The sequence below is a fragment of the Paraburkholderia tropica genome, from assembly GCF_914484835.1.
Classification (GTDB): domain Bacteria; phylum Pseudomonadota; class Gammaproteobacteria; order Burkholderiales; family Burkholderiaceae; genus Paraburkholderia; species Paraburkholderia tropica_A.
The window spans coordinates 1-22,752 of sequence record NZ_CAJZAR010000052.1 but is presented as its reverse complement, the minus strand read 5'-3'; the positions used below and the strand labels follow the sequence as shown (position 1 = coordinate 22,752).

20 protein-coding genes and 1 pseudogene are annotated in these 22,752 nt (G+C 64.6%); 6 read left to right on the top strand and 15 right to left on the bottom strand.

Going from position 1 to position 22,752, the window contains the following annotated elements; all coding sequences use genetic code 11:
- Nucleotides 1-257 precede the first annotated feature (257 nt).
- The 10 genes from LDO54_RS17960 to hpnI all read right to left on the bottom strand — a co-directional run bounded on the left by LDO54_RS17960 (nucleotide 258) and on the right by hpnI (nucleotide 10,787).
- Nucleotides 258-1,229, bottom strand: coding sequence for a GlxA family transcriptional regulator (locus LDO54_RS17960; RefSeq protein ID WP_224012061.1), 972 nt, complete (start codon nucleotides 1,227-1,229; stop codon nucleotides 258-260).
- Between the two features lie 151 nt (nucleotides 1,230-1,380).
- Complete coding sequence (locus LDO54_RS17955; protein WP_224012060.1) at nucleotides 1,381-2,169, bottom strand: ABC transporter ATP-binding protein; 789 nt, start codon at nucleotides 2,167-2,169, stop codon at nucleotides 1,381-1,383.
- Nucleotides 2,170-2,220: 51 nt separating this feature from the next.
- Nucleotides 2,221-2,934 (bottom strand): ABC transporter permease, encoded by a 714-nt coding sequence (locus tag LDO54_RS17950; protein ID WP_224012027.1) that lies wholly within the window; start codon nucleotides 2,932-2,934, stop codon nucleotides 2,221-2,223.
- Nucleotides 2,935-2,953: 19 nt separating this feature from the next.
- Complete coding sequence (locus tag LDO54_RS17945; protein ID WP_065061188.1) at nucleotides 2,954-3,643, bottom strand: ABC transporter permease; 690 nt, start codon at nucleotides 3,641-3,643, stop codon at nucleotides 2,954-2,956.
- Nucleotides 3,644-3,983: 340 nt separating this feature from the next.
- Nucleotides 3,984-5,042 carry a patatin-like phospholipase family protein gene (locus tag LDO54_RS17940; protein ID WP_224012059.1) on the bottom strand — a complete coding sequence of 353 codons (1,059 nt, stop codon included), beginning with the start codon at nucleotides 5,040-5,042 and terminating at the stop codon, nucleotides 3,984-3,986.
- Between the two features lie 110 nt (nucleotides 5,043-5,152).
- Entirely contained in the window at nucleotides 5,153-5,734 is a 582-nt protein-coding gene (locus LDO54_RS17935; RefSeq protein ID WP_224012026.1) for an outer membrane protein assembly factor BamE, read from the bottom strand.
- Between the two features lie 80 nt (nucleotides 5,735-5,814).
- Complete coding sequence (locus LDO54_RS17930) at nucleotides 5,815-6,915, bottom strand: lysylphosphatidylglycerol synthase domain-containing protein (protein WP_436975616.1); 1,101 nt, start codon at nucleotides 6,913-6,915, stop codon at nucleotides 5,815-5,817.
- Nucleotides 6,912-7,853 carry a hopanoid biosynthesis-associated protein HpnK gene (gene hpnK, locus LDO54_RS17925; RefSeq protein ID WP_224012025.1) on the bottom strand — a complete coding sequence of 314 codons (942 nt, stop codon included), beginning with the start codon at nucleotides 7,851-7,853 and terminating at the stop codon, nucleotides 6,912-6,914. Before hpnK ends, LDO54_RS17930 begins: the two co-directional genes overlap by 4 nt.
- The gene (hpnJ, locus tag LDO54_RS17920) at nucleotides 7,850-9,271 is read right to left on the bottom strand and encodes a hopanoid biosynthesis associated radical SAM protein HpnJ (protein ID WP_224012024.1); all 1,422 of its coding nucleotides are present in this window, start codon (nucleotides 9,269-9,271) and stop codon (nucleotides 7,850-7,852) included. Before hpnJ ends, hpnK begins: the two co-directional genes overlap by 4 nt.
- A 151-nt stretch (nucleotides 9,272-9,422) precedes the next feature.
- On the bottom strand, nucleotides 9,423-10,787 hold the full coding sequence (gene hpnI / locus LDO54_RS17915; RefSeq protein ID WP_224012023.1) for a bacteriohopanetetrol glucosamine biosynthesis glycosyltransferase HpnI: 1,365 nt from the start codon (nucleotides 10,785-10,787) through the stop codon (nucleotides 9,423-9,425).
- A gap of 696 nt (nucleotides 10,788-11,483) precedes the next feature.
- Between hpnI and LDO54_RS17910 the strand changes: the two genes are divergently transcribed.
- A complete protein-coding gene (locus LDO54_RS17910; protein WP_224012022.1) occupies nucleotides 11,484-12,476 on the top strand; it encodes an LLM class flavin-dependent oxidoreductase in 993 nt (330 codons plus the stop codon).
- 131 nt (nucleotides 12,477-12,607) lie between these two features.
- Here the strand turns inward: LDO54_RS17910 and LDO54_RS39270 are convergent, their stop codons facing one another.
- The 5 genes and pseudogenes from LDO54_RS39270 to LDO54_RS17885 all read right to left on the bottom strand — a co-directional run.
- The gene (locus LDO54_RS39270) at nucleotides 12,608-12,832 is read right to left on the bottom strand and encodes a hypothetical protein (protein WP_436975615.1); all 225 of its coding nucleotides are present in this window, start codon (nucleotides 12,830-12,832) and stop codon (nucleotides 12,608-12,610) included.
- 229 nt (nucleotides 12,833-13,061) lie between these two features.
- The gene (locus LDO54_RS17900; protein WP_224012021.1) at nucleotides 13,062-14,054 is read right to left on the bottom strand and encodes a hypothetical protein; all 993 of its coding nucleotides are present in this window, start codon (nucleotides 14,052-14,054) and stop codon (nucleotides 13,062-13,064) included.
- Between the two features lie 356 nt (nucleotides 14,055-14,410).
- On the bottom strand, nucleotides 14,411-15,040 hold the full coding sequence (locus LDO54_RS17895; protein WP_224012020.1) for a HEPN domain-containing protein: 630 nt from the start codon (nucleotides 15,038-15,040) through the stop codon (nucleotides 14,411-14,413).
- Nucleotides 15,037-15,936, bottom strand: a complete 900-nt coding sequence (locus tag LDO54_RS17890; protein ID WP_224012019.1) for a ParA family protein — start codon at nucleotides 15,934-15,936, stop codon at nucleotides 15,037-15,039. Before LDO54_RS17890 ends, LDO54_RS17895 begins: the two co-directional genes overlap by 4 nt.
- Nucleotides 15,912-16,446 (bottom strand): annotated as a pseudogene (locus tag LDO54_RS17885) (alpha/beta fold hydrolase); the annotation flags it as partial. The gene LDO54_RS17890 and the pseudogene LDO54_RS17885, both read right to left, overlap by 25 nt.
- Nucleotides 16,447-16,728: 282 nt before the next feature.
- On the opposite strand from LDO54_RS17885, the gene LDO54_RS17880 reads away from it, so the two are divergent.
- The 5 genes from LDO54_RS17880 (at nucleotide 16,729) to LDO54_RS17860 (ending at nucleotide 22,725) form a co-directional block, all read left to right on the top strand.
- Nucleotides 16,729-17,604 carry a lipid A biosynthesis lauroyl acyltransferase gene (locus tag LDO54_RS17880; RefSeq protein WP_224012018.1) on the top strand — a complete coding sequence of 292 codons (876 nt, stop codon included), beginning with the start codon at nucleotides 16,729-16,731 and terminating at the stop codon, nucleotides 17,602-17,604.
- A gap of 348 nt (nucleotides 17,605-17,952) precedes the next feature.
- Nucleotides 17,953-19,224, top strand: coding sequence for a glucose-1-phosphate adenylyltransferase (glgC, locus tag LDO54_RS17875; RefSeq protein WP_224012017.1), 1,272 nt, complete (start codon nucleotides 17,953-17,955; stop codon nucleotides 19,222-19,224).
- A 138-nt stretch (nucleotides 19,225-19,362) separates the two neighbouring features.
- Nucleotides 19,363-20,841, top strand: a complete 1,479-nt coding sequence (gene glgA / locus LDO54_RS17870; protein WP_224012016.1) for a glycogen synthase GlgA — start codon at nucleotides 19,363-19,365, stop codon at nucleotides 20,839-20,841.
- A gap of 368 nt (nucleotides 20,842-21,209) precedes the next feature.
- Nucleotides 21,210-22,085, top strand: a complete 876-nt coding sequence (gene pdxY / locus LDO54_RS17865; protein WP_224012015.1) for a pyridoxal kinase PdxY — start codon at nucleotides 21,210-21,212, stop codon at nucleotides 22,083-22,085.
- Between the two features lie 178 nt (nucleotides 22,086-22,263).
- The gene (locus LDO54_RS17860) at nucleotides 22,264-22,725 is read left to right on the top strand and encodes a hypothetical protein (protein ID WP_224012014.1); all 462 of its coding nucleotides are present in this window, start codon (nucleotides 22,264-22,266) and stop codon (nucleotides 22,723-22,725) included.
- Nucleotides 22,726-22,752: the final 27 nt, after the last annotated feature.

Sequence of the window (22,752 nt, the reverse complement as noted above, 5' to 3'; positions counted from 1 at the left end):
GAATCAGGGTCTTGAATCAGCGTCTCGATTCAGGCTCGTGCCGCCGCAAATGCGTTTAGGGTACGAACCGGATGCAATCGGGCCAGGGCCAACGGGCTGAATATCGGTGATATCGGTTGCAGTGTAGGCAACCGCGCGGCAAACGTCTTGCGCAGGCGCGACGCGTTTTTTCGTCAGCGCGGGCGCGGCGGGCGTTCCCGATGCAAGGCGAGCACGTTCCGTGCGCCGCGTCATGCTCCATCGCGCCCGCGGCATGCTCAGTCCCGCTCGGGCGGCTCGACCAGCGCCCCGGCGCGCGGCTCGGGGTTGGCGCCGCCATGCTGGCGCTCGATCCAGTTGCGGCGATCCTCGCGCGGCGTCACGCCGAAGCGCTCGCGATACGCATTCGAAAAGTGCGCCGCCGACGAAAACCCGCACGCGAGGCTGATCTGCACCACCGACTTGCTGGTGCGCTGCAACTGCGAGCGCGCTTTCGCGAGGCGCAGGCCGAGGTAATACTTCGACGGCATCGCGTTCAGATACTGTTTGAACAGGCGTTCGAGCTGACGGCGCGAGACGCCCACGTGACCGGCGATCTCGTCGGTCGTGAGCGGGTCCTCGATGTTCGCTTCCATCAGCATGAGCGCGTCGTTCAGGCGCGGATGGCGCTCGCCGGGCGCGGTCACGAACGGAATGCGCTGACGCTCGTCGCCGCTGCGCAGCGTGCTTGCGCCCATCGCGTCGGCGATACGGTCCACGAGTTCGGGGCCGTGCTCGCGGCCGATCATCGCCAGCATGAAATCGAGCGTCGCCTGGCCGCCCGCGCAGGTCGCGCGATCGCGGTCGATCTCGTAGAGATGCTGCGTGACGATGGTGCGTTCGAACTGCTCGGCGAACTGCTGGTACATCTCCCAGTTCACGGCCACGCGATAGCCCTGCAACTGCCCCGCCATCGCGAGCCACCAGACGCCGTGATGAATGCCGGTGACGAGCGGCGTGCGCTGTCCCACGCGCGCGAGGCTCGCGAGGAACAGGCGGTAGTCGGCGAACTGCTGATAGCGCTCGGTCACGACGATCAGCCAGTCGCACGCGAGCGCGTCGCCGAAGGCGGCGTCGGCGGGCCACTGCGCGCCGCCCGCGAGCGGCACGGGCCGCCCGTTCCACGACACCATCTGCCAGCGGTAGAGCGCGCGGCCGTCGATCTCGTTGGCGAGATTGAGCGCGTCGACGATCGGGCCCACGCCCGACATCGACACCGGCGGCAGCGCGACGATCGCCACCTGGGTCGTGCGGTTCGCGCGCGCGGCGGCCTGCGCGGCTGGCGCGGCTTGCGTGGCCGCGGCCGCCCTGGAGATGGATGCGTTGCCTTCCTGGTTCATGCGCGAATACAGCGTGCGGGGCTTATTTCAGGCTGCCCGACAGGAACTGGCGCAGGCGCTCGCTTTTCGGCGCGCCGAGCACCTCGCCGGGCGCGCCCTGTTCTTCCGTGCGGCCCTGATGCAGAAACATCACGTGATTCGACACGTTGCGCGCGAAACCCATTTCGTGCGTCACGACGATCATCGTGCGGCCTTCCTCGGCGAGCTTCTGCATCACCTTGAGCACTTCGCCGACGAGTTCAGGATCGAGCGCCGACGTCGGCTCGTCGAACAGCATCACGTCCGGGTGCATGGCGAGTGCGCGCGCGATCGCCACGCGCTGCTGCTGCCCGCCCGACAGATGCGACGGATACTGTTTTTCCACGCGCGGCGCGAGGCCCACTTTCTCCAGATACTCGCGCGCGCGCTCCTCGGCTTCCTTGCGCGGCACGCCGAGCACATGCAGGGGCGCTTCCATCACGTTCTCGATCACGTTCATGTGCGACCAGAGATTGAAGTGCTGGAACACCATCGCGAGCTTGGTGCGGATGCGCTGGAGCTGCTTGTGATCGGCCACGTCGAGGTCGCCGTTGCGGCCCGCCCTGGTGCGCACGGTCTCGCCGTCGACGACGATCTCGCCCGCGTTCGGCTTCTCCAGAAAATTGATGCAGCGCAGGAACGTGCTCTTGCCCGAGCCGCTCGCGCCGATGATGCTGATCACGTCGCCCTTCTTCGCGTCGAGCGAGACGCCTTTGAGCACTTCGTTGTCGCCGTAACGCTTGTGGATATCGCGCGCGATCAGCTTGCTCTCGCCTGCCGGCGTCGTTTGCATCGTCTGAGCCAAGATGGTCTCCAAAAAAATGTCGCGTCAGTGCAAGGCGATTCAGCGCGTGCGCACGGCCAGGTGGCCGAGCCAGCGCTTCTCCGCGCGGCGGAACGCGGCCACCAGCACGAACGATACCGCACAGTAGATCAGCGCCGCGAGGCCGAACGACTCGAACGAACGGTACGTGGCCGAGTTGGCGTCGCGCGCCACCTTGAGCAGGTCGGGCACCGTGGCCGTGAAGGCGACCGTGGTGGCGTGCAGCATCAGGATCACTTCGTTACTGTACAGCGGCAACGCGCGGCGCAGCGCCGAAGGCAGAACGATGCGCCAGTACATCGTGAACGGGCTCATGCCGTAGGCGCGCGCCGCTTCCACTTCGCCGTGCGAGGTCGCGCGGATCGCGCCCGCGAAGATCTCGGTGGTGTACGCGCAGGTGTTGAGCGCGAACGCAAGGATCGCGCAGTTCAGACCGCTGCGGAAGAACGCGTCGAGCAGCGGCTCGCTGCGCACGAAGGCGAGACTGTACACGCCCGTGTAGATCAGCAGAAGCTGCACATAGAGCGGCGTGCCGCGAAACACGTAGGTGTAGAAGCGCACCGGCATCGAGATCCAGCGCCGCCGCGAGACGCGCGCGACCGCGAGCGGCACCGCGCACACGAAGCCGAACGCCACGGACACCACGAGCAGCCAGAGCGTCATGGCGAGGCCGGAAACATGCTCGCCGTCCCAGTAGAGAAACGCGCGGCCGAATTGCTGGAGGATTTCGTTCATCGCTTGTGCCCTTGCGGTGTCAGAGTTGCGCGTGGCGCACGCCCGCCGAGTAGCGGCGTTCGAGCCAGATCAGCGCGAAGTTCGAAATCGTCGTGATCGCGAGATAGATGAGCGCGGCGATCAGCAGGAAGAAGAACAGATTGAAGGTGCTGCGGCCCGCGTCCTGCGCGGCCTTCACGACATCGGCGAGACCGATGATCGAGACCAGCGCCGTCGCCTTCACGAGCACCTGCCAGTTGTTGCCGATGCCGGGCAGCGCGAAACGCATCATCTGCGGAAACAGGATGCGCGCGAACACGCGCGCGCCGCTCATGCCGTAGGCGTAGCCCGCTTCGAGCTGGCCGCGCGGCACGGCGAGAAACGCGCCGCGAAACGTCTCGGTGAAATACGCGCCGTAGATGAAGCCGAGCGTGAGCACGCCTGCCACGAACGGATCGATGTCGATCTGCGCCATGCCGAGCGCGTCGGTGGCCTCGTTCACGCCGATCTGGATGCTGTAGAACAGCAGCAGCATCAGCACCAGATCGGGCACCGAGCGGATCAGCGTGGTGTAGGCCGTCGCGCAGGCCGCGAGCGGCCGGTTGAACGAGAGCTTGGCCGCCGCGCCCGCGAGGCCGAGCAGCACGGCCACGCCCAGCGACAGCAGCGAGAGTTCGATCGTCTGGATCGTGCCGGCGAGCAGCACCGGGCCAAAGCCGTAGAGCATCACGCGCGTCTCCGAGGAAATCGTTGTCGAGGTCCCGGGCGATTCGCGATTCGGCGCGGCGCGCCGGGCACGCAAAAAACCCGGGAAGTGGCGCGGATCGTCGCAGCGCCAAATTGTTTGCTCAAACGTGCGCGGCGCGCGTGCTGCATCGCAACAATTCCCGCCGATGACGGCTGCCGGGCCCGGCGCGGCGGCGTTTGCCCCGATCCGTCAGGCGCGATGCTTTTGAAAGCCGCAAAGACAACGCCCCGCCAGGCGCAAGCCCGCGGGGCGTTTTGACAAGTTTCGGGTCGCTTTTTCGATAGACGGCGCGGACCCGCGCGAGGCCTCGGCGATTAGGCGCTTACTCCATCCCCAACTGCGCGAGGATCGCGGGCAGCATGTACTGGACGGCCGCGCGGCCCTCGGCGATGGCCGGTCCGGCGCGATGGAAATCGAAGATCCCCATGCCGCCCAGACGCGGCTGGATCAGCACGTCGGCGGGCTCGCCCGCGAGTCGGCTGCGCGTGATGCGCACCTGCATGATGTCGATACTCTGCGCGATCGAGCTGAGCATCGACGGCACCCGCGCGCTCGGCGGCGGCGCCACGCGCACGTCCGGCCCGCCGCTCACGCCCGCGCCCGACGGTTGCAGCCAGCCCGGAAAACGCTTGCCGTTCTTGCGCAGCAAAGGCGCGGACTCCGCCGCGCCGTCCATCCCATTCACGCCACTCACATCGTCGAGGCCCGCGAGCGGCTCGCCCGCTTCGGGCAGCACGCCGTCGGTCACGGCGCGGCGCGCGGCGCCCGGCGCCTCGCGCGGCACCGTGTCGATCGCGCCGCCCAGATCGCGGCCGTTGAGAATGTCGTGATTGAGGTCGATGGCGATCACCGTGTCGGCGCGCATCGCGCGCGCGGCGGACACCGGCACGGGATTGCTGAGCCCGCCGTCCACGAGCCACACGCCGTCGTGCCAGATCGGCGTGAAAATGCCCGGAATCGCGATCGAAGCGCGCACCGCATCGACCACGCCGCCCTCGCGCAGCCAAACCTCGCGGCCCGTGTCGAGTTCGGTCGCGACCGCCGCGAACGGCATCTTCAGATCGTCGATCGCACGGCCGTTGAACTGCTTCGCGAACAGGTCGATGACCTTGCGCCCGCCCAGCAGCCCGCCCGAAAAACGCAGATCGAGCAGCCGCACGACCGTCTGCCACGTGAGCTTGCCGACCCAGTCCTCGAGCCAGTCCAGATCGCCGTTGGCGTAGACCGCGCCCACCAGCGCGCCGATCGAGGTGCCGCAGACCACGTCGGGCTTGATGCCCGCTTCCTCCAGCGCGCGGATCGCGCCGATATGCGCCCAGCCGCGCGCCGCGCCGCCGCCCAGCACGAGCCCTACGCGGCGCGCGCGCCGCCGTTGCGTCACCATGCGCGCCCCCTGCTTCTGCGTTGCCTGCCTTGTTTCTGAGTCATGGTGTTTCGTCTGCGTTTCGTCTGCTTGTTGCTGCGTTTCGTCTGCTCGTTGCTGCGATTCGTTCAATGTCCGCGTATCACGTCCGAGCGCGAGGTCGTCGAGACGTGGCCGTCGGGGCCGAAATGCACGTTGAAATACGCCTCGGGCGTCACGCCGCCCTCGTACCATTTCCAGCTCCAGACCGTTTCCTGCTTGAGCCGGTAGGCGGCCACCTGCCCCGGCTTGCCGAGCAGCGCGCGCACGTCGTCCTGACTCATGCCGATGCGCACCTTCGCGAAGTTCTCCGCCGTGAGCGCCTGCGTAATGGCGACGAGCCGACCGTTCGGGCCGATGTCGACCATATAGGTCTTGAGCCCTTGCGGGCCGCGCGGATATTCGAGGCGGCGCGAGCCGTCGTCGAAAACGCGCTCGGTCTCGGGCTTGCCCATCTGCTCGCGCACCTGGTCGAGCGTGGACACGCCGGGCGTGAGGCCCTTGAGCAGCAGCACGTCGGGCTTCACGGAATCGAAGAAGGCCTTGAAGCTCTGGCGGAACGAATCGAGCATGGCGTCGAACGGGCGGTCGTCGCAGCCGGCGAGCGTGAACGCCGCGAGCGCGGCGCACGCGGCGGCCAGCGTCCGCGTGGATCTGAATGGGGAAGGCATGTCCGGGTGCGGCATCAACATGGGCTTGCGCATGCGCCGGACCCGAGGCCCGGCGCACGCTTAATAGCCACAATGTACCGTCAATGACGCCGGTCGTGGTTCGAGGGCCGCTTCGAAGCTTCGGCCATACGTTCGGAAACGCGCGCAATATCGTGCAAACCGGCGCGCAACCCCACGCGCTCCGGCGTGCCACCGCGCAGCGTGCGGCGCGTGCGGGCGATCTCGGCGGCCTGCCAGGAAATCAGCGCGATCACGCCGAACACCACTTCGCGCATGCGCTTGACGAGCGCGAGCGAGAACGCCACTTCCTGGCTCACGCCGAACAACTGCGCGAGCAGCACCACGGCGACTTCCTGCACGCCGAGGCCCGCGGGCACCATGAAGGCCGCGTGGCGCACGGCCTGGGTGATGGCCTCGATGGCGAGCGCGTCGCCGACCGAGACCGGATGGCCGAGCAGCGAGAGCGCCCACCAGGTTTCGAACGCGCCCAGCATGTAGCCGCCGAGCTGCCAGAAGAACACGCGGAACATCAGGCCGGTGCGCGACATCAGCGCGTCGAGATCGGCGTCGAGCTGCCGGCCGTCGATGCCGAGCTTCTGCCAGGTTTCCTCGCCGAACAGCCGCGCTGCCCAGCGCTCGATCGCATGAAACACGCCGCCGCGCCGCAGCAGCACGACCGCGAGCACGGGCAGCGGCGCGGTCAGCACGAGCGCCAGCGCGATCGTGACGATGGTGCGCAGCGAGCCGCCGTCGCCGGTCGCCGCGACGATCAGCACCACGCCGAGCGCCGAAAACGCGTACTGCACGGCGATCGTCACGAATACCTCGACGATCACCGACGCCGTGACCTCGCTCACCTGGCGCGGCTCGCGCAGCGTCCAGCGCGCGAGGCGGATGCCGACCAGTTCGCCGCCGACGCCCACCACGGGCAGCAGCCGGTTGACGGCTTCGCGCACCGTGGCGACCCACCAGAGAAAGGACAACGGCGCTCGCCGGTCGAGCAGCAGACGCCACGCGTGCGCGTCGAGCAGCAGCGGCAGCGCGTGGAACGGCACGAGCCAGAGGAGCACCGGACCCGCCGCGCCGATCACGCGCATCACGTCATGCGCGCCGTCGTGGACGACGAGGCCGATCAGGATCGCGATCCCGACCGGCAGGCCCAGCCATTGAAGCCACTTCATGATGACGCCCGACCCTCCGCCAGCCCTGCCTTGTGCGGCGCTGCCGCGTGGTCGCCATGGCCGCCGCGGCCGCCGTGGCCGTCGCGGTCAACTTCGCGGCCGTCGAAAAACACATCGGTGAAACCACCGTGGCGCACGCCCGCACGCGCGAGCGCGTCGGCCACGCGCGGCGACACTAGCGCGGCGAGTTCGTCGGCGTGGCGATAGCTCTGCATCGACGCCGTGATCGGCCCCTCGCCCGCCGCCGGCGCTTCGGCCGGATGGCAGTAGATTTCGCCGACGCCCTGCGCAGGCAGACGCGCGATGGCGTCGAGCAGCACCGCTTCGTCCATCGCGCCGGTATTCGCGATGCCGACCACGTAATCGTTGTGCGCGATGCCCGCGCGCGCGAGACGCGAGCGCACCAGCGCGAGCCACGGCTTGAGCGCGGCGGGCGCGCCCGCCTCCAGCGGCAGACGCACGGCACGCAAACCGAACTCGCGCCCGATCGACAGGATCAGCGAGAGCACCGTGGGATGCAGATGGAAATGCTTGTGCGTGTTCACGTGATCGAGCGCGAGGCCCGTCGCCGCGAACGCCTCGAACTGCGCGCGGATTTCCAGCGCAAGCTGCGCACGCACATGCGGCAGAAAGAAAAAGCGAAAGCCGTCGCGCACCATGTTGTCGCCGAAACGGCCTTGCGCGTCGACGAGCGCGGGAATGCGCTCGCGCGGCAGCCTCGACGCGCCGTCGGCCAGCACGAGATGCAGGCCCACGCGCAGCTTCGGCAGGCGTTGCGCGCGCGCCACCGCGTCGGCGGCGGCGGGCGCGGCCACCATCAGGCTCGCGGCATTCAGCACGCCGTCGCGATGCGCGCGCTCCACCGCCGCGTTGACCCGCTCGTGCAGGCCGAAATCGTCGGCGGTGAAAATCAGCGCGCGTTCGCGCGGCTGCATCATGCCTCGTGCGCGCGCAGGAAGCGGAAGAACTCCACACCTTCGCGCAGACGGCGCTTCATCATGTCCCAGCTCGTCAGCATCTCGCGCACGATTTCCCAGATCTTCGACGGACGGAAATAGAACTGACGATAGAACTGTTCGAGATGGTGATAGATCTCCTCGCGCGACAAATGCGCGTAGCCGATCGCCGCAAGCTGCACGCCTTCCTTGCTCACCAGATTGATGGTCTTGTTCTCTTCCATCCAGCCGTTTTCGACGGCCTGCTTGTAGAGCGTCGTGCCCGGATACGGCGCGGCGAGCGAGACCTGGATCGTGTGCGGATTGATTTCCTTCGCGTACTCGATGGTCTTCTTGATGGTCTCCTGCGTCTCGCCCGGCAGACCCAGAATAAAGGTGCCGTGAATCTTGATGCCGAGGTTCTTGCAGTCCGCGCTGAAGCGGCGCGCGAAGTCGGTGCGCACGCCCTTCTTGATGTTCACGAGGATCTGGTCGTCGCCCGATTCGAAGCCCACGAGCAGCAGACGCAGGCCGTTTTCCTTCATGACCTTGAGCGTCTTGAACGGCACGTTGGCCTTCGCGTTGCACGACCACGTCATGCCGAGCTTGCCCAGACCGATGGCGATGGCTTCGGCGCGCGGCAGGTCGTCGGTGAAGGTGTCGTCGTCGAACATCAGCTCCTTCACTTCGGGCATGTTGTCGCGAATCCACTTCGCTTCGGCGATCACGTTCTCGACCGAGCGCGTGCGGTAGCGATGGCCGCTGACCGTCTGCGGCCACAGGCAGAACGTGCAGCGCGACTTGCAGCCGCGGCCCGTGTAGATCGACACGTACGGGTAGTTCAGATAGCCGATGAAGTAGTTGTCGATCTTCAGGTCGCGCTTGTAGATGGGCGCGACGAACGGCAGCTCGTCCATGTTTTCGAGGATCGGACGCGCTTCGTTGTGCTCGATCGAGCCGTCCTTCGCGCGCCAGCTCAAACCCTTAATTTCCGGGAAGGGCTTGCCTTCGGCGATTTCCTTGCAGGTGTAGTCGAACTCCTCGCGGCAGACGAAGTCGATCGCTTCCGACGCCGTCAGCGAGTTGTGCGGATCGACCATCACCTTTGCGCCGACCATGCCGACCAGCAGCGACGGCTTGCGCTTTTTCAGGTCTTCCGCGAACAGCGCGTCGGTCGGGAACGACGGCGTGCTCGTGTGGATGATCACGAGGTCGTAGTCCATCGCGATCTTGAGCGTCTCTTCCACGCCGATGCCGTCGGCGGGCGCGTCGAGCACGCGACTCTCCGGCACCAGCGCCGCGGGTTGCGCGAGCCAGGTCGGATACCAGAACGAGCGGATCTCGCGCTTCGCCTGATAGCGCGAACCCGCGCCGCCATCGAAGCCGTCATACGACGGGGCCTGCAAAAACAGCGTTTTCATGAGATGAGTGCTCCGGCAATCCTTGAGTCAATTGAGCTTGAAAGCGTAAGCGCGCGGGCGTCGGCTCCGGCCGGCGTCACGCGCGATGAAATGTTCCGGCACGTCTGCGGTTCAGCGGCCATCAGGCACCGTCTGCCGCCATCGGCAATCCTCAGCGGCCATCCGTGACCTCCACGGCCGCGCGCCGAGGCGCCGCGCTCACACGCGGCTCGCGCGCAGTGGACACGGTCTGCGTGACACCCGTGTGTCCCGCGCCCACCGCCTCGCCCGTTTCGGGATTGGCCACCGGCACGCGCACGCCGCGCCACATCACATGCGAGCCGAACGCGGCCGCGAGCCACTGCAGCAGCAGCAGCGTGTCGCGCAGCGGCACGAGCGGCAAATCGCGCCAGAACGCGCGCCAGCCACCGCTGCTGCGCGCATGCAACGCTATCCGCGCGATGATACCGCCGACCGTGCTCGTCGCCAGCGCGGCCGTCGCCGCCCTGCCGCCCGCGCATAGTGCGCCGATGCCACCACCACCCGCACCACCCGCGCCACCGGCAACAACCGGCAGCAAGCCTTCGAGCAGCGCATAACCGAGCGCGCCCGCGACGAGCCACGGAAACGTGAACGTGATGAACAGCGACGCGAAACCCGCCGGATTCACCGAGCGGATCGTGCGCAGCCAGCGCGTCTCGCGCAGCCACAGCGTGCGGAAATTCGGCTCGATCACGTCGGTCGCGACCAGCACGGGCGCGAGCACCGTGGCCAGGCCATGGTCGCGCGCGAAACGCGCCAGCAGGTAGTCGTCGGCGAGACAGTCCTTGAGCGCCGTGAAGCCGCCGATGCGTTCGAGCGTCGTGCGCGACAGCGCCAGCGTGGCGCCGAAGCCGAAGGCGCGCGAGCCCGTCGAATGCGCGACGCGCACCGAAGGCGCGAACCATTCGTTGATGAAGAGTGCGCCGATGCGCGGCCAGAAGCCGCCGACGCTGCGCGCGCGATACAGACAGGTGACCACGCCGACGCCCGGATCGGCAAGCGGCGCGGTGACGATGTCGAGATAGTCCGGTTCGACGGCGATATCGCTGTCGGCCACGATCAGCAGGTCGTGACGCGCGTGCGCCGCCATGTTGATCAGGTTGCTGACCTTGAGGTTGCTGCCGTGCACGCTCGCGTCGATCACGAGCACGATGTCATGGCCCGGATACGCGGCCTGCAGCCGCCGCACCACGGCGATGGCCGGATCGTTCGGCGACGACACGCCGAAGATCAATTGATAACGCGGATGGCGCTGCTCGCAGAACGTGGCGAGGTTCTCGTAGAGACGCGGTTCGGCGCCGCACAGGGGCTTGAGCACGCTGACCGGCGTGGCCGCGCGAGCGCGCGCGAGACGCGCGGCCACGCGCACCTGCGCAGCGGAGCCGAAGCGCGGCATCGTCAAGGCGGCACTGATCGCGTACAGCGTGGCGGCGCAGCACAGCGCCGCCAGCAACCACCACGCGAGCGGCCACGCGGAAAAAAGCGACCCCGTCATCCCGCCGCGCCTCGCCCGTCAATCAGGCGGACGCCGCAAGGCGCGAGTGCGCACACGACGGCCCGGCATACCGCACCGTCCAGATCAAGTGTCTTGACTGGAACCATTTGCCCTACCCCGAAGTTCATCAATAAAACAAACGCGCATCGTATCTGCGCAGCATATTCATCGCCAGCAACGTAACAGGCGACACCATTTTTAGTGACTCAGCGCAAATTCAAATGATGATTTGATTAAACGGTGCCATAAAACCTGATGCGCATTCCCGCGCACTTACATTACCCAGACCGCGCCCAGGCACCGCTGAGCCCCTGATCCGGCGCAAAAATTGTAGCAGTATCGTCTTCTAACTGCCTTGCAGTCCTCGCAAAAATCCTTCTCAAATCCGCAAAGGTCGGAGAAGACTGCGATTATTTCTCATTTGAATCTTCTTACCCGCCAATATTTTTAAAAATGAAAAAATTCGGAAAGCATATCGCAATGCATCTTTAACAGAATTGAATTGCAGACTGTAAAGTCAGAATAAACAAGAATTATTCCGATTCAATTAAGAACATGTGGAGATCGCTTGAACCCACGCCGCCCGCATGGGTTCCCGGCGGGCGCCAGCAGGATCCAGGACGCTTTGGCACAATGGCCGCACCTTGCGTCTGCCTTGCAGCCGCGCCCCATGATTTCCGGAGCGCCACGATCCCCATGATTCCCTTCTCCGTCCTCGACCTCTCGCCGGTGCCCGCCGGTTCGAACGCCGGCGCCGCGCTGCGCAACACGCTCGATCTCGCCCAGCACGCCGAGCGCTGGGGCTACCACCGCTACTGGCTCGCCGAGCATCACAACATGACGGGCATCGCCAGCGCCGCCACCTCGGTCGTGATCGGCTATGTGGCGGGCGGCACGAAGACCATCCGCGTGGGCTCGGGCGGCATCATGCTGCCCAACCACGCGCCGCTCCTGATCGCCGAGCAGTTCGGCACGCTCGAAGCGCTCTACCCTGGCCGTATCGACCTCGGCCTCGGACGCGCGCCCGGCACCGACCAGACCACGGCGCGCGCGCTGCGCCGCGATCTGCAAGCGAGCGCCGAAGCGTTCCCCGACGACGTCGCCGAATTGCAGCGCCTGTTCAGCGAGCCCGTCGACGGCCAGCGCGTGCGCGCGGTGCCCGGCGCGGGCCTGCACGTGCCGCTCTATATCCTCGGCTCCAGCCTGTTCGGCGCGCAGCTCGCCGCCGCGATGGGTCTGCCCTTCGCGTTCGCCTCGCACTTCGCGCCCGATCATCTGCTCACGGCGCTGCGTCTCTATCGTTCGCAGTTCCGTCCTTCGGCCACGCTCGCGAAGCCGCATGCGATGGTCGGCGTCAACGTGATCGCCGCCGAAAGCAACGACGAGGCGCGTCTGCTGTTTACCTCGCTGCAACAGCAGTTCGTGAATCTGCGGCGCGGCACGCCGGGCCAGTTGCCGCCGCCCGTCGAGCAGATTGCCGCCAACGACTTCGAACTGGCCGGCGTTGCGCATTCGCTGGCGTGCTCGGTGATCGGCGACCGCGAGACGGTGCGCGCGGGGCTCGAATCGGTGATCGAGCAGACCCAGGCCGACGAGCTGATCGTCACTGCGCAGATCTACGATCACACCAAGCGTTTGCGATCGTTCGAGATCGCCGCCGAACTGCGTGCGGAGATGGCGGCGGTTTGAGCGGCGGTTTGAGCGGCGGTTTGAGCGGCGGTTTGAGCGGCGGTTTGTTCGTCGCCTGGCCACTGGAAGAAAAAACGGGCGCTCGATGCGCCCGTTTTTCATGCTGGCCTGCACGCCTCACACGCTGAAGTTCAAGGCTCGCGCGGCGCGCGCACCTCGGACGGCGCGGCGTCCTTGCCGATGGCCGTCGTATCTTTATCGCCGATCAGCAGCAGCGTCGGCATCCGCAACTGCCCGCGTTCGTGGTTCACCGGCTGCGTGTAGCGGTCGACACTATAAATTTTCGTCGAATCTCCTCGCACCCTCATCCCATAGAGGTATACACGGTACGGAGTTGAGTTGGTGGCGGAAAACAAACTCTCCTCAGAATAACGATGAAAGGCACTTGCCGACTGTGGATTCAACTGGTCGCAGCGACGGCAATGTCCGTTTCAACAGCGCAGCGGTCTATCGCCTATGGCCGTTCAGACGTCTCACAGCCACCCTTTGCGTGGACGATGCTTCATATCCAACTTCCGACCTCTACGTTCTGCCTCATTCGACACGTTGCCGCCTGTCACACCTTCCGCCGGCCAATAACTACTGCTACGACCGGCGGCAGTCAGTTTCTTCCTGCTCGATTGGCATGATCGTCTCAATTTGCAGCTTGTTTAGGAACGTGACCGGTATTCTCGGGAGATCAGGGGCCGTATACCGGATCGCGCGACTGGGCCTGTCTAGCAAGACAAGAAAGCGTTCGCGCGGGTTTTTACTCCCACACATTTCAGGGTCCGCAAGATCGTAAGTGAATGCGATTCTAGCCGCCAGTGCAGCCGTGAAGTTAGAACCACCGAGGATAGCTTCCGGTACCATCGCAACGACAGTAACCATAAAGAAGAAGAGCGGCAAGACTCTCGGGCCGTTTTGCTTCAATGCCCCCCGAAGTTCCGCCCAAGCCTTTTCCTCTTTAGGTCTACGGCGGGCCGGAAAAAAAGTCAGAAACATTCCGATGAGCAGCAAAACTCCAGATGCTCCCGCAACTATAACGCCGGCCAACCCGACCACGCCGAAGAATGTGGTCGCGGCCACTGCCGAGGTGAATCGCGACGAGTCGACTCCCATCAGTGTCGTAATCGTCGATGCCGCCATCGCATGCGAGTACCACGTCGCGAGCAACAAAACAACCGTGACCAGCAGTCGCACTGCAGCGTCGTCGCAAAACTTCTTGACCTTCTTCACACGATAGGCGAGATGGAAGACGATTGCGACCGGGAAAATACTCGTCCAGATCAATGACAAGACGTTTAGGATTGGCCCGTGAGCACGGACACCGAGAATCCCCAGAAGCTCGGCGACGAAGGCGATACCTGCCCCAATCTGTACGTATTTCTCAGAGCAAATTTTGAACAGGTAGTGGTCGACTTTTCTGAATAATCTTCGCAGCCCTACATACGCAAACCTAATCGCTCTCATGGGGAAGATGCGTCGGATAAACAATGGTAATCGTGCCGCTGCCTTCATCACGCACCAAACACCGAAGATCGCCGCTGCAGAGATAGAAAATGTGACTAACGCGATAACTAATAAGGCCAATATCATTGATTTTTATTCGTTGCGATCGGTCAATGGGTGAAACGTTGGGTGGGTGCAGTTGTCGCGACTACAGCCACGTTCTATCAGCTCATCCGTAATCTTGCCCAGAGATCACTGCAGCGCGCGGACGCGGTGGAGCTCCGGAATCTCTCCTTTTAGTTGTTCTCGACGGCTAATATCAACAACAGGCAAAGCACGCCTACCAAGATGGGGGATAGCGTATGTCGTCTATACTGCGTGCCGTTCCGTAGTAATCAGGGGGAGAGCAGCGGGTGCAGGCTTTCAATTGATCCGAGATTGGCCATGTGGCTTTTCTCAAATCTCCGCTGTCGCTTGCGGCGAATGGGTGGCGCCGCCTTCAGTCACTGAACAATCTGGTCAATTGCATGCACGATTCCTTTTATGCAGCTGGCTACCCGCTGTACGTCGGCTCGGTCGATAGTCCAAGGAACACGTGGAGCAATCGGCTGCAGATCACCCTCGTGTGCAATCTTGTTTCGCCGCTCGACAATCAGTGACAATTCTCGCTTAAGGCCCTTCGCTGCAGCGATCTTTGTCGCTTGCGTTGCCCCCTGCCTTAATGCAACTTCATTCCAAAGTTCTACGTCCGAGCACAAACGTATCCCATCCGCGATTTTGTCGGGATCCTGAAATGTGGAGTAGCCGAGCCGCGTCCGCAATTCCAGGTCAAATGCTTGGCGTGCGTCGTATGGCGTCGGCGCCGCTCTTATTCTCATCAACGTGTCGTTGGCAACTTGGAAACGCAAGTAACCATTCGAAGGAAGCCGATGTCCCTCGAATGTCTCAAGCATCTTTTGAGTAACAAGTTCATGCACGTAGAGGTCGAGTGCGCTGACGCGGGTGACCCATTCCGCCCGCAAGAGTTCATCGGGTCGCAACGCAACCGTGAGCTGTCGTGCGAGATACGCATGCATTGCCGCCAACTCTTCACACCGGGACCATATTGAGTTGAAGTGATCCAGAGGCGTCATGCAGTTAGCTCGATTACCTTGTTGGCGCAGTCACGGAATGCCGTTTCGAATTTTTCCATGCTTTCTTTTGTACTGTCCCAAACTGCACCTGCCTGCTGAAGCATCGCAGCTGTTAGTGCATACACAGGGACCAAATGCTCCTGAGACTGTGCGATCAAACTATTGAAATCAGCGACGTTAAGCAAAGGATCCGAAGGCTCGAATCCCGCCTTCTTTTGAAATTCGGCAACATCGAGTAGTCCCGCCGCTTCTAAACTCGGGATAAGTTCTCCGCGTAGGCCAAGCGCAAGTTGGTCGACCCAACGTTGAAACGCAGCGCTGGGTTGCCCATTTCGAGGGCGATATTTCTGAACCACAGCGCCAATAAATTTGGCCTTTGGCTGAGGAAATGGGTAGTCAGCGTCCCTCAGAGCGGCAATGCCATAAGCCGTGCGTGCCCACGCGGCCCAACGTGGCAACGATTTCGACAACGAGCTCAAGGCCATTGATGAAAAATAGTCGGGATGGAGCGGGACAATGAAGTAGTCGCAAACCATCAGTAGATTCTGGTTCATCGGTCCGAGACTTGGGCTCAAATCGACAAGTACGTAGTCGATTCCGTACTTCTCAGCGGTGGCATCCAGCAGGAAACGCAGCGAGCCAGGCAGGTTCCTCAGTGCCAAAAGTGAGCCGCTGAGCTCTTGTGCAACACCCAGAGTCGTTTCGTATTCTGCGAGACCAATATGACCGGGCAGCAAAAACAGACCGTCATTACCCGGCACTTGCACGCATTCCGCACCGACAATCTGGCGCGGCTTGGATTCAAATGCCGGCGCAAGACCATCCTTGACGTTGTTGGGCGGATCTGCCCGATATGTTTCTTCGAGGTCCTCTATGCCCTTGAATCCCAGTACCATGCCGACGCAGTCGCCAGCCAGACCAACAGCGCTTTATGAAATTCCTGTGGATCCTGAATCTGCGGCGTGTGCCCCAGCCCCGCGAACTCAACGAGGGTCGCGTGCGGAATCGCTCGTTGCGCGATCTTCGCCTGCACCGGACAGTGGCCGGACGGCGCGGCGTCCTTGCCGATGGCCGTCGTATCTTTATCGCCGATCAGCAGCAGCGTCGGCATCTGCAACTGCCCGCGTTCGTGGTTCACCGGCTGCGTGTAGATCATGTCGTCAAGCAACGCCGAACCCCACGCCACCTGCACCCAAGCTGGCAGCGCGCGTCCCACGTACCCGCGTAATTGTTGTTCTGCTCGTAGCGGCGAATGGCCCGCCCTGCGCCGTCCAGTCCTCGATCCCGATCGGATTCAATAGCACCCGTTGTTCAGCTTGGCGCGGATCCATCAGGCCATAGCACAGCGCGAGCATGCCGCCCGTCGAATGGCCGATCACACCGTCGCGCGCGATGCCCAGCGATGCCCACCAATGCCAACACGAACTCAATTTGAATCGTGGAAGCGAGTCATCGCCGGTGTCGTCGAGTCACGACCAGAATTGTCGAAGTGAGTGGCACCTGAGCCGCCTGCTACACTGCGTAACTCGCAAGTCGTCCTCGTAATCCAATGATCGCAACTTCGGCTATTCAGTCCGTAGTCCGTAGCTTGCGCTTAAAAATTTCCATGACGCGGCGACGAGCGGAAGGTTCGCCTGCATGGCGTTCGGCGGCGATTTCCAAACATTACAATCCAGAGGGGACAATCCTTGAAACGCCTCGGTTTTGTGTTCATCGTGGCGTTGCTACGCACGCTTTCCGTACTTCCTTACCCATTCGTCGCAAGGCTCGGCATGGTAGTCGGCACTGCGCTGTATGCCGTTCCGAGCCGCCGCAAACATATCGTCCTGGTGAACTTGCGTCTTTGCTTCCCCGAGAAGACCAGCAGCGAACTTCAGACGCTCGCAAGAGAGCACTTCCGCCACGTTGTTCGCAGTTATCTCGAACGAGGCATCCAGTGGTTCGGCAGTGCGCAGTCAATCCGGGATATCGTCCAGATCGAAAGCAAAATTGATCTCGACGACGACGCGGCCCCGCCCACCATCTTCATGGGGTTTCACTTCGTGGGCATTGAGGTCGGTTGCATGCTCTACTCGACGCGCCTCCCGGTTGCCTCGCTGTACACACGGATGTCGAGCACGGCCCTATGCGCGCTGGCCAAGCGGCAACGCGGCCGGTTCGGGGCAGAGATGATCGAGCGCGCGACCAGCGCCAAAAAGATTGTGGGCCTGTTGCGTTCCGGCAAACCCGTCATGCTCGCGGCGGACATGGACCAGGGCGTCGACAACTCTGTTTTTGTCCCTTTCTTCGGCGTTCCCGCCTGCACGTTAACGGCCGTTTCGCGTCTAGCGAGACTGGGGCGCGCGCGGGTTGTTCCGTTCGTGACTGAGGTGCTCCCGAACTATCAAGGGTACAAGTTGACGATTTTCGAGCCGCTCGCGGACTTCCCATCGGGGAACGATGAGGTCGACGCACGCCGCATGAATGCGTTTCTTGAGGAGCAGGTCGTCAAGTTTCCCGAGCAGTATTACTGGGTGCACCGACGCTTCAAGCACCGACCACCGGGGATGGCACCGGTTTATTGAACGGCTCGCCAGGTCATGGAGCCTGCGATGTCGGGAATCGTGCGCAACGCGCCGCCAGCGACTCAAGCTGCGCGGCGTCCGCCCTGTCCACCAGCGCGCCGGGCAAGCGGCTTGCTACCGGCTTACTGATGCATCAGAGGCCGCCCGCACACAGCGCGAGCACATGCAATTCGCGCAACACGCTTTTCGGTGCTAGAACATTCTAGGCGCGGTCATAAAACCGACATCGCGGACACCGGCAGCCATCGCCGCAGCGCCAAAAACGACGCATAAGCGACGCGCAAGCCACACAAACGCGACGCAAAAAACGCGACAAAGCGAAATCGGGGGCACAACAAGGAGACGTCCATGGAAACTCCGGCAAGCCTCAACGATCTGCAACGCAGCACGCTCGCCATCGTGCTCGCGGGCGGACGCGGCACGCGCCTCGGCCCGCTCACCAACAAGCGCGTGAAGCCCGCCGTCTACTTCGGCGGCAAGTACCGCATCATCGATTTCGCGCTGTCGAACTGCCTGAATTCGGGCATCCGCCGCATCGCCGTCGTCACGCAGTACAAGGCGCATTCGCTGCTGCGCCATCTCCAGCGCGGCTGGGGTTTCCTGCGCGGCGAATTCAACGAGTTCCTCGACCTGTGGCCCGCGCAGCAGCGCGTCGAAGGCGCGCACTGGTATCGCGGCACCGCCGACGCGGTCTACCAGAACCTCGACATCATCCGCTCGATCTCGCCGAAATATGTGGTCGTGCTGGCCGGCGATCACATCTACAAGATGGATTACACGCGCATGATCGCCGACCACGCCGCGAACGGCGCAGACTGCACGGTCGGCTGCATCGAGGTGCCGCGCCTCGACGCGCGCGCCTTCGGCGTGATGGCCGTCGACGAGCAGCGCCGCGTCACCGGCTTCGTCGAAAAGCCCGACGACCCGCCCGCGATGCCCGGCCGCCCCGACATCGCGCTCGCGAGCATGGGCATCTACGTGTTCGACACGGCCTATCTGTTCAAGCTGCTCGAGGAAAACATCTCGGCGAGCGCCACCGATCACGACTTCGGCAAGGACATCATTCCGCGCGTGGTCAGCGACGGCGTCGCCATCGCGCATCCGTTCAGCATGTCGTGCGTCTCGTCGGACCCGAGCGCCGAGCCTTACTGGCGCGACGTCGGCACCGTCGATGCGTACTGGTCGGCCAATCTCGATCTCGCCTCGACCATTCCGGCGCTCGACCTCTACGACCGCAACTGGCCGATCTGGACGTATCAGGAGCAGTTGCCGCCCGCCAAGTTCGTGCGCGACCTGAACGGGCTGCAAGGCTCGGGCACGAATCTCATCGTGTGCGGCGGCAGCGTGATCTCCGGCTCGCAGATTTCGCGCTCGGTGCTCTCGTCGAATGTGGTCGTGAAGTCGTTCTGCAACATTGCCGAGGCAGTCTTGTTACCGCAGGTCGAAGTGGGCGCGAGCTGCCGGTTGCGCAAGGTCGTGGTGGACCGCGGCTGCGTGATTCCCGACGGTCTGGTGATCGGCGAGGACCCCGTGCGCGACGGCGAGCGCTTTTATCGCACTGAAAACGGCATCGTGCTGGTCACGCGCGAGGCGCTCGCCAAACTCGGCGCAGGCGGTTAGCGAGCGAAAAACGCGCGACAAACGCGTGGCAAGCGAGCGACAAACGCGCCGCGCAACACCCGCACGGGCAGCACGAACCGAAGCCGGAACAACGCCAAAACGAAGCCAAACCGAGGCCCAACCCAGGACCCCAGCCCGATGACGATCCGTGTTCTGCATGCCGCCAGCGAACTCTATCCGCTCCTGAAAACCGGCGGCCTCGCCGATGTGACCGCCGCCCTGCCCGCCGCGCTGATCGAACAAGGCGCCGATGCGCGCGTGCTGCTGCCCGGCTTCCCGGGCGTGGCCGCCGATCTCGCCGACCTGCGTCCCATCGCGCGGCTCGCACGCAGTTTCGGCGCGCCCGAGGCCTCGCTCGAACTCGGACGTCTGCCGGGCAGCGACGTGCCGGTCTACATGATTCGCGCCGATGCTTTCTACGCGCGCCCCGGCAATCCCTATCTCGACGCCCAGCACGTGCCCTACGGCGACAACGCCGAGCGTTTCGCGTTGCTCGGCTGGGCCGCGGCGCAACTCGCGCTGCATCTCGACCCGGCCTGGACGCCCCACATCGTGCACGCGCACGACTGGCATGCGGGCCTCGCGGGTGCGTATCTGCGCGCCGCCGCCCGCGAGCGCGGTCTCGCCGCGCGACCGCCCGCGCGTAGCGTTTTCACGATCCACAACCTCGCCTATCAAGGCATTTTTCCGGCCCAGCAGTTCGGCGCGCTGGGCCTGCCGCCCGACTTCTTCGACATGCACGGCATCGAGTTCTACGGCCAGCTATCGTTTCTCAAGGCCGGCCTCTATTACGCCGACAAGATCACGACCGTGAGCCCGAGCTACGCGCGCGAGATCCAGACCGTGGCGCAGGGCGGCGGCCTCGAAGCGCTGCTCAAGGGCCGCGCGCACGATCTCGTCGGCATTCTGAACGGCGTCGATTACGCGGTCTGGAATCCGGCCAGCGACACCGTCCTCGCCGCGCGCTACTCGGCCACGCGCATGAGCGGCAAGCTGCGCTGCAAGTCGGCGCTGCAGCAGCGCTTCGGGCTTGCGTCGAAGCACGACGCGCCCGTGTTCGGCGTCGTGAGCCGCCTGACCGAGCAGAAAGGCCTCGACCTGCTGCTCGCGGCGCTGCCCGACATCGTCTCGCGCGGCGGCCAGCTCGTCGTGCTCGGCACCGGCGACGCGAGTCTCGAACAGGGCTTCGCGCGCGCGGCGCGTCAGCATCCCGAGTCGGTGGCGGTCGAACTCGGCTTCGACGAAACGCTCGCGCACGAGATCGTCGCGGGCGCCGACGTCATGATGGTTCCGTCGCGCTTCGAACCGTGCGGGCTCACGCAGCTCTACGCGCTCGCCTATGGCGCGCTGCCGCTCGTGCATCGCGTGGGCGGTCTCGCCGATACCGTCGTGGACACCTCGCTCGAAAATCTCGCCGATGGCCTCGCCACCGGCTTCGTGTTCGAGCGCTTCGAGCCGGATGCGCTCAGCGCCGCGATCCGCCGCGCCTTCGCGCTTTACGCCCGCAGCCGCGACTGGCGCGAGACGCGCGCGCGCGGCATGCAGCAGGACTTCGGCTGGGCCGCGTCGGCGCAACGCTACATGGCGCTTTACCGCGAGCTCGTGGAAGCCGCCTGACGACAGCGGCATCGACGCCATATCGACAACCCCATCGGCAACCCCATCGACAAGCCTGTCGACGGATGCACGCAACACCGCCCACGCGCGGTGATCGACCTCGCGCGGCGAATTCGGTTATCGTTGCTGCACTGCGTGCATCGCACGCCTGCGCCGCCCGGCGCGCTCGCGCCTCGCGCGATCCCTGCACGCCGTTGAGCATTGCCGCAAAGCACGACCGTCGAGCACGCCATCATGCGCGACAGCCATGCACGACCCTTCCGAACCGCACGGCGCGCGCGAACCCGCGACGGCGCGCACCGACCAACCGCCACGTTATGACCGACACACACGACCGCAGCAACCGACCGAAACCCACCGGACCGGCCATGAAAAATGTCCTGAGCATCCAGTCGCATGTCGTGTTCGGCCACGCGGGCAACAGCGCGGCGGTGTTCCCCATGCGCCGGCTCGGCGTCAACGTGTGGCCGCTCAACACCGTGCAGTTCTCGAATCACACGCAGTACGGCCACTGGACCGGCAGCGCCATCGACGCCGAACAGATGGTCGATCTCGTCGATGGCATCGGCGCGATCGGCATGCTGCCGCGTTGCGACGCCGTGCTCTCCGGCTACCTCGGCGCGCCCGAGCAGGCGCAGGCCGTGATCGACGTGGTGCGGGCCGTGAAGGCGGCCAATCCGCAGGCGCGCTACTTCTGCGACCCGGTGATGGGCACGCTCAACGCCGCCGGCACCGGCTGCAAGGTCGAGCCCGGCATCCAGGAATTCCTCGTCACGCACATGCCGGGCGTAGCCGACGCGATGATGCCCAATCACAGCGAGCTGCAGCGCCTCGTCGGCCGCGAGCTGGAGACCGCCGAGGAAGCCGTCGCCGCCTGCCGCGAGCTGATCGCGCGCGGCCCGAAGCTGATCCTCGTGAAGCATCTGCTCGACCGCAACAGCCCCGCCGACACCTTCAACATGCTGGTGGTCAGCGAGCGCGAGGCGTGGCTCGCGCAGCGGCCGCTCTATCCGTTCGCGCGTCAGCCGGTCGGCGTCGGCGACATCACGAGCGCGATTTTCGTGGCGCGCCTGATGCTCGGCGACTCGCTGCGCCGCGCCTTCGAGCACACGCTCGCCGCCGTCAACGCGGTCGTGCGCATGACCTACGACGCGGGGCGCTACGAGCTGGAAATCGTCGCCGCGCAGGACCAGATCGCGCGCCCGCGCGAGTGGTTCGACGCCTGGACGGTCGAGCCGGCGTGAGCCGCCTCGCGCCCGCTCCGGCCGCGCGCGCCGGCGAACACAAGCAGGCACAGGCACGCACAAGCGGCTGACAACGGCCGCAGAAAGACGGCGCGAGCGTCGGGCGTCAGTCATCGGGCATATAATGCGGGCCGCACGTGCGCGGCCCGCCGCGCCCACCGTTTGAAGAGATTGACCGATGTCCGACCCCATCCGCAGTGAACAGGAAGAGTATTTCGAGCAGTTGTGCCTCGCCGTCGATGCCGGCGAAACGCACGAGCAGGAAGCGATCGAATACTTCGAGGAGCAGAGCCACGAAGCCGGTTTCGACGCCGCCCAGTGGCTCGATATCGCGCTCTACCACGCGCCCGACGTCGCGCGCGGCATCATCGACTTCGTCGACGAAGAAGATCGCTCGCGCAGCGACATCGCGCAGACCATCGCCGACAACCTCGACATCGCCTATGGCGACGACGACTGCCAGCGCTTCGAGTCGGTGATCCGCTTCGCGCTCGCCAACGGCGTGCCCGTCGACCTCGACGTGGTGCTCGACGGCTGCAACCGCGCACTCGACGACCTCGAAGGCTGGGCCAACGACGACACCATGGCGCCGCTCGTGCGTCTGCGCGAATCGCTGCTCGCGCTGCAGGCGGAGTATTGAGCGCCTGACCGGCTGCCAGGCACGGCC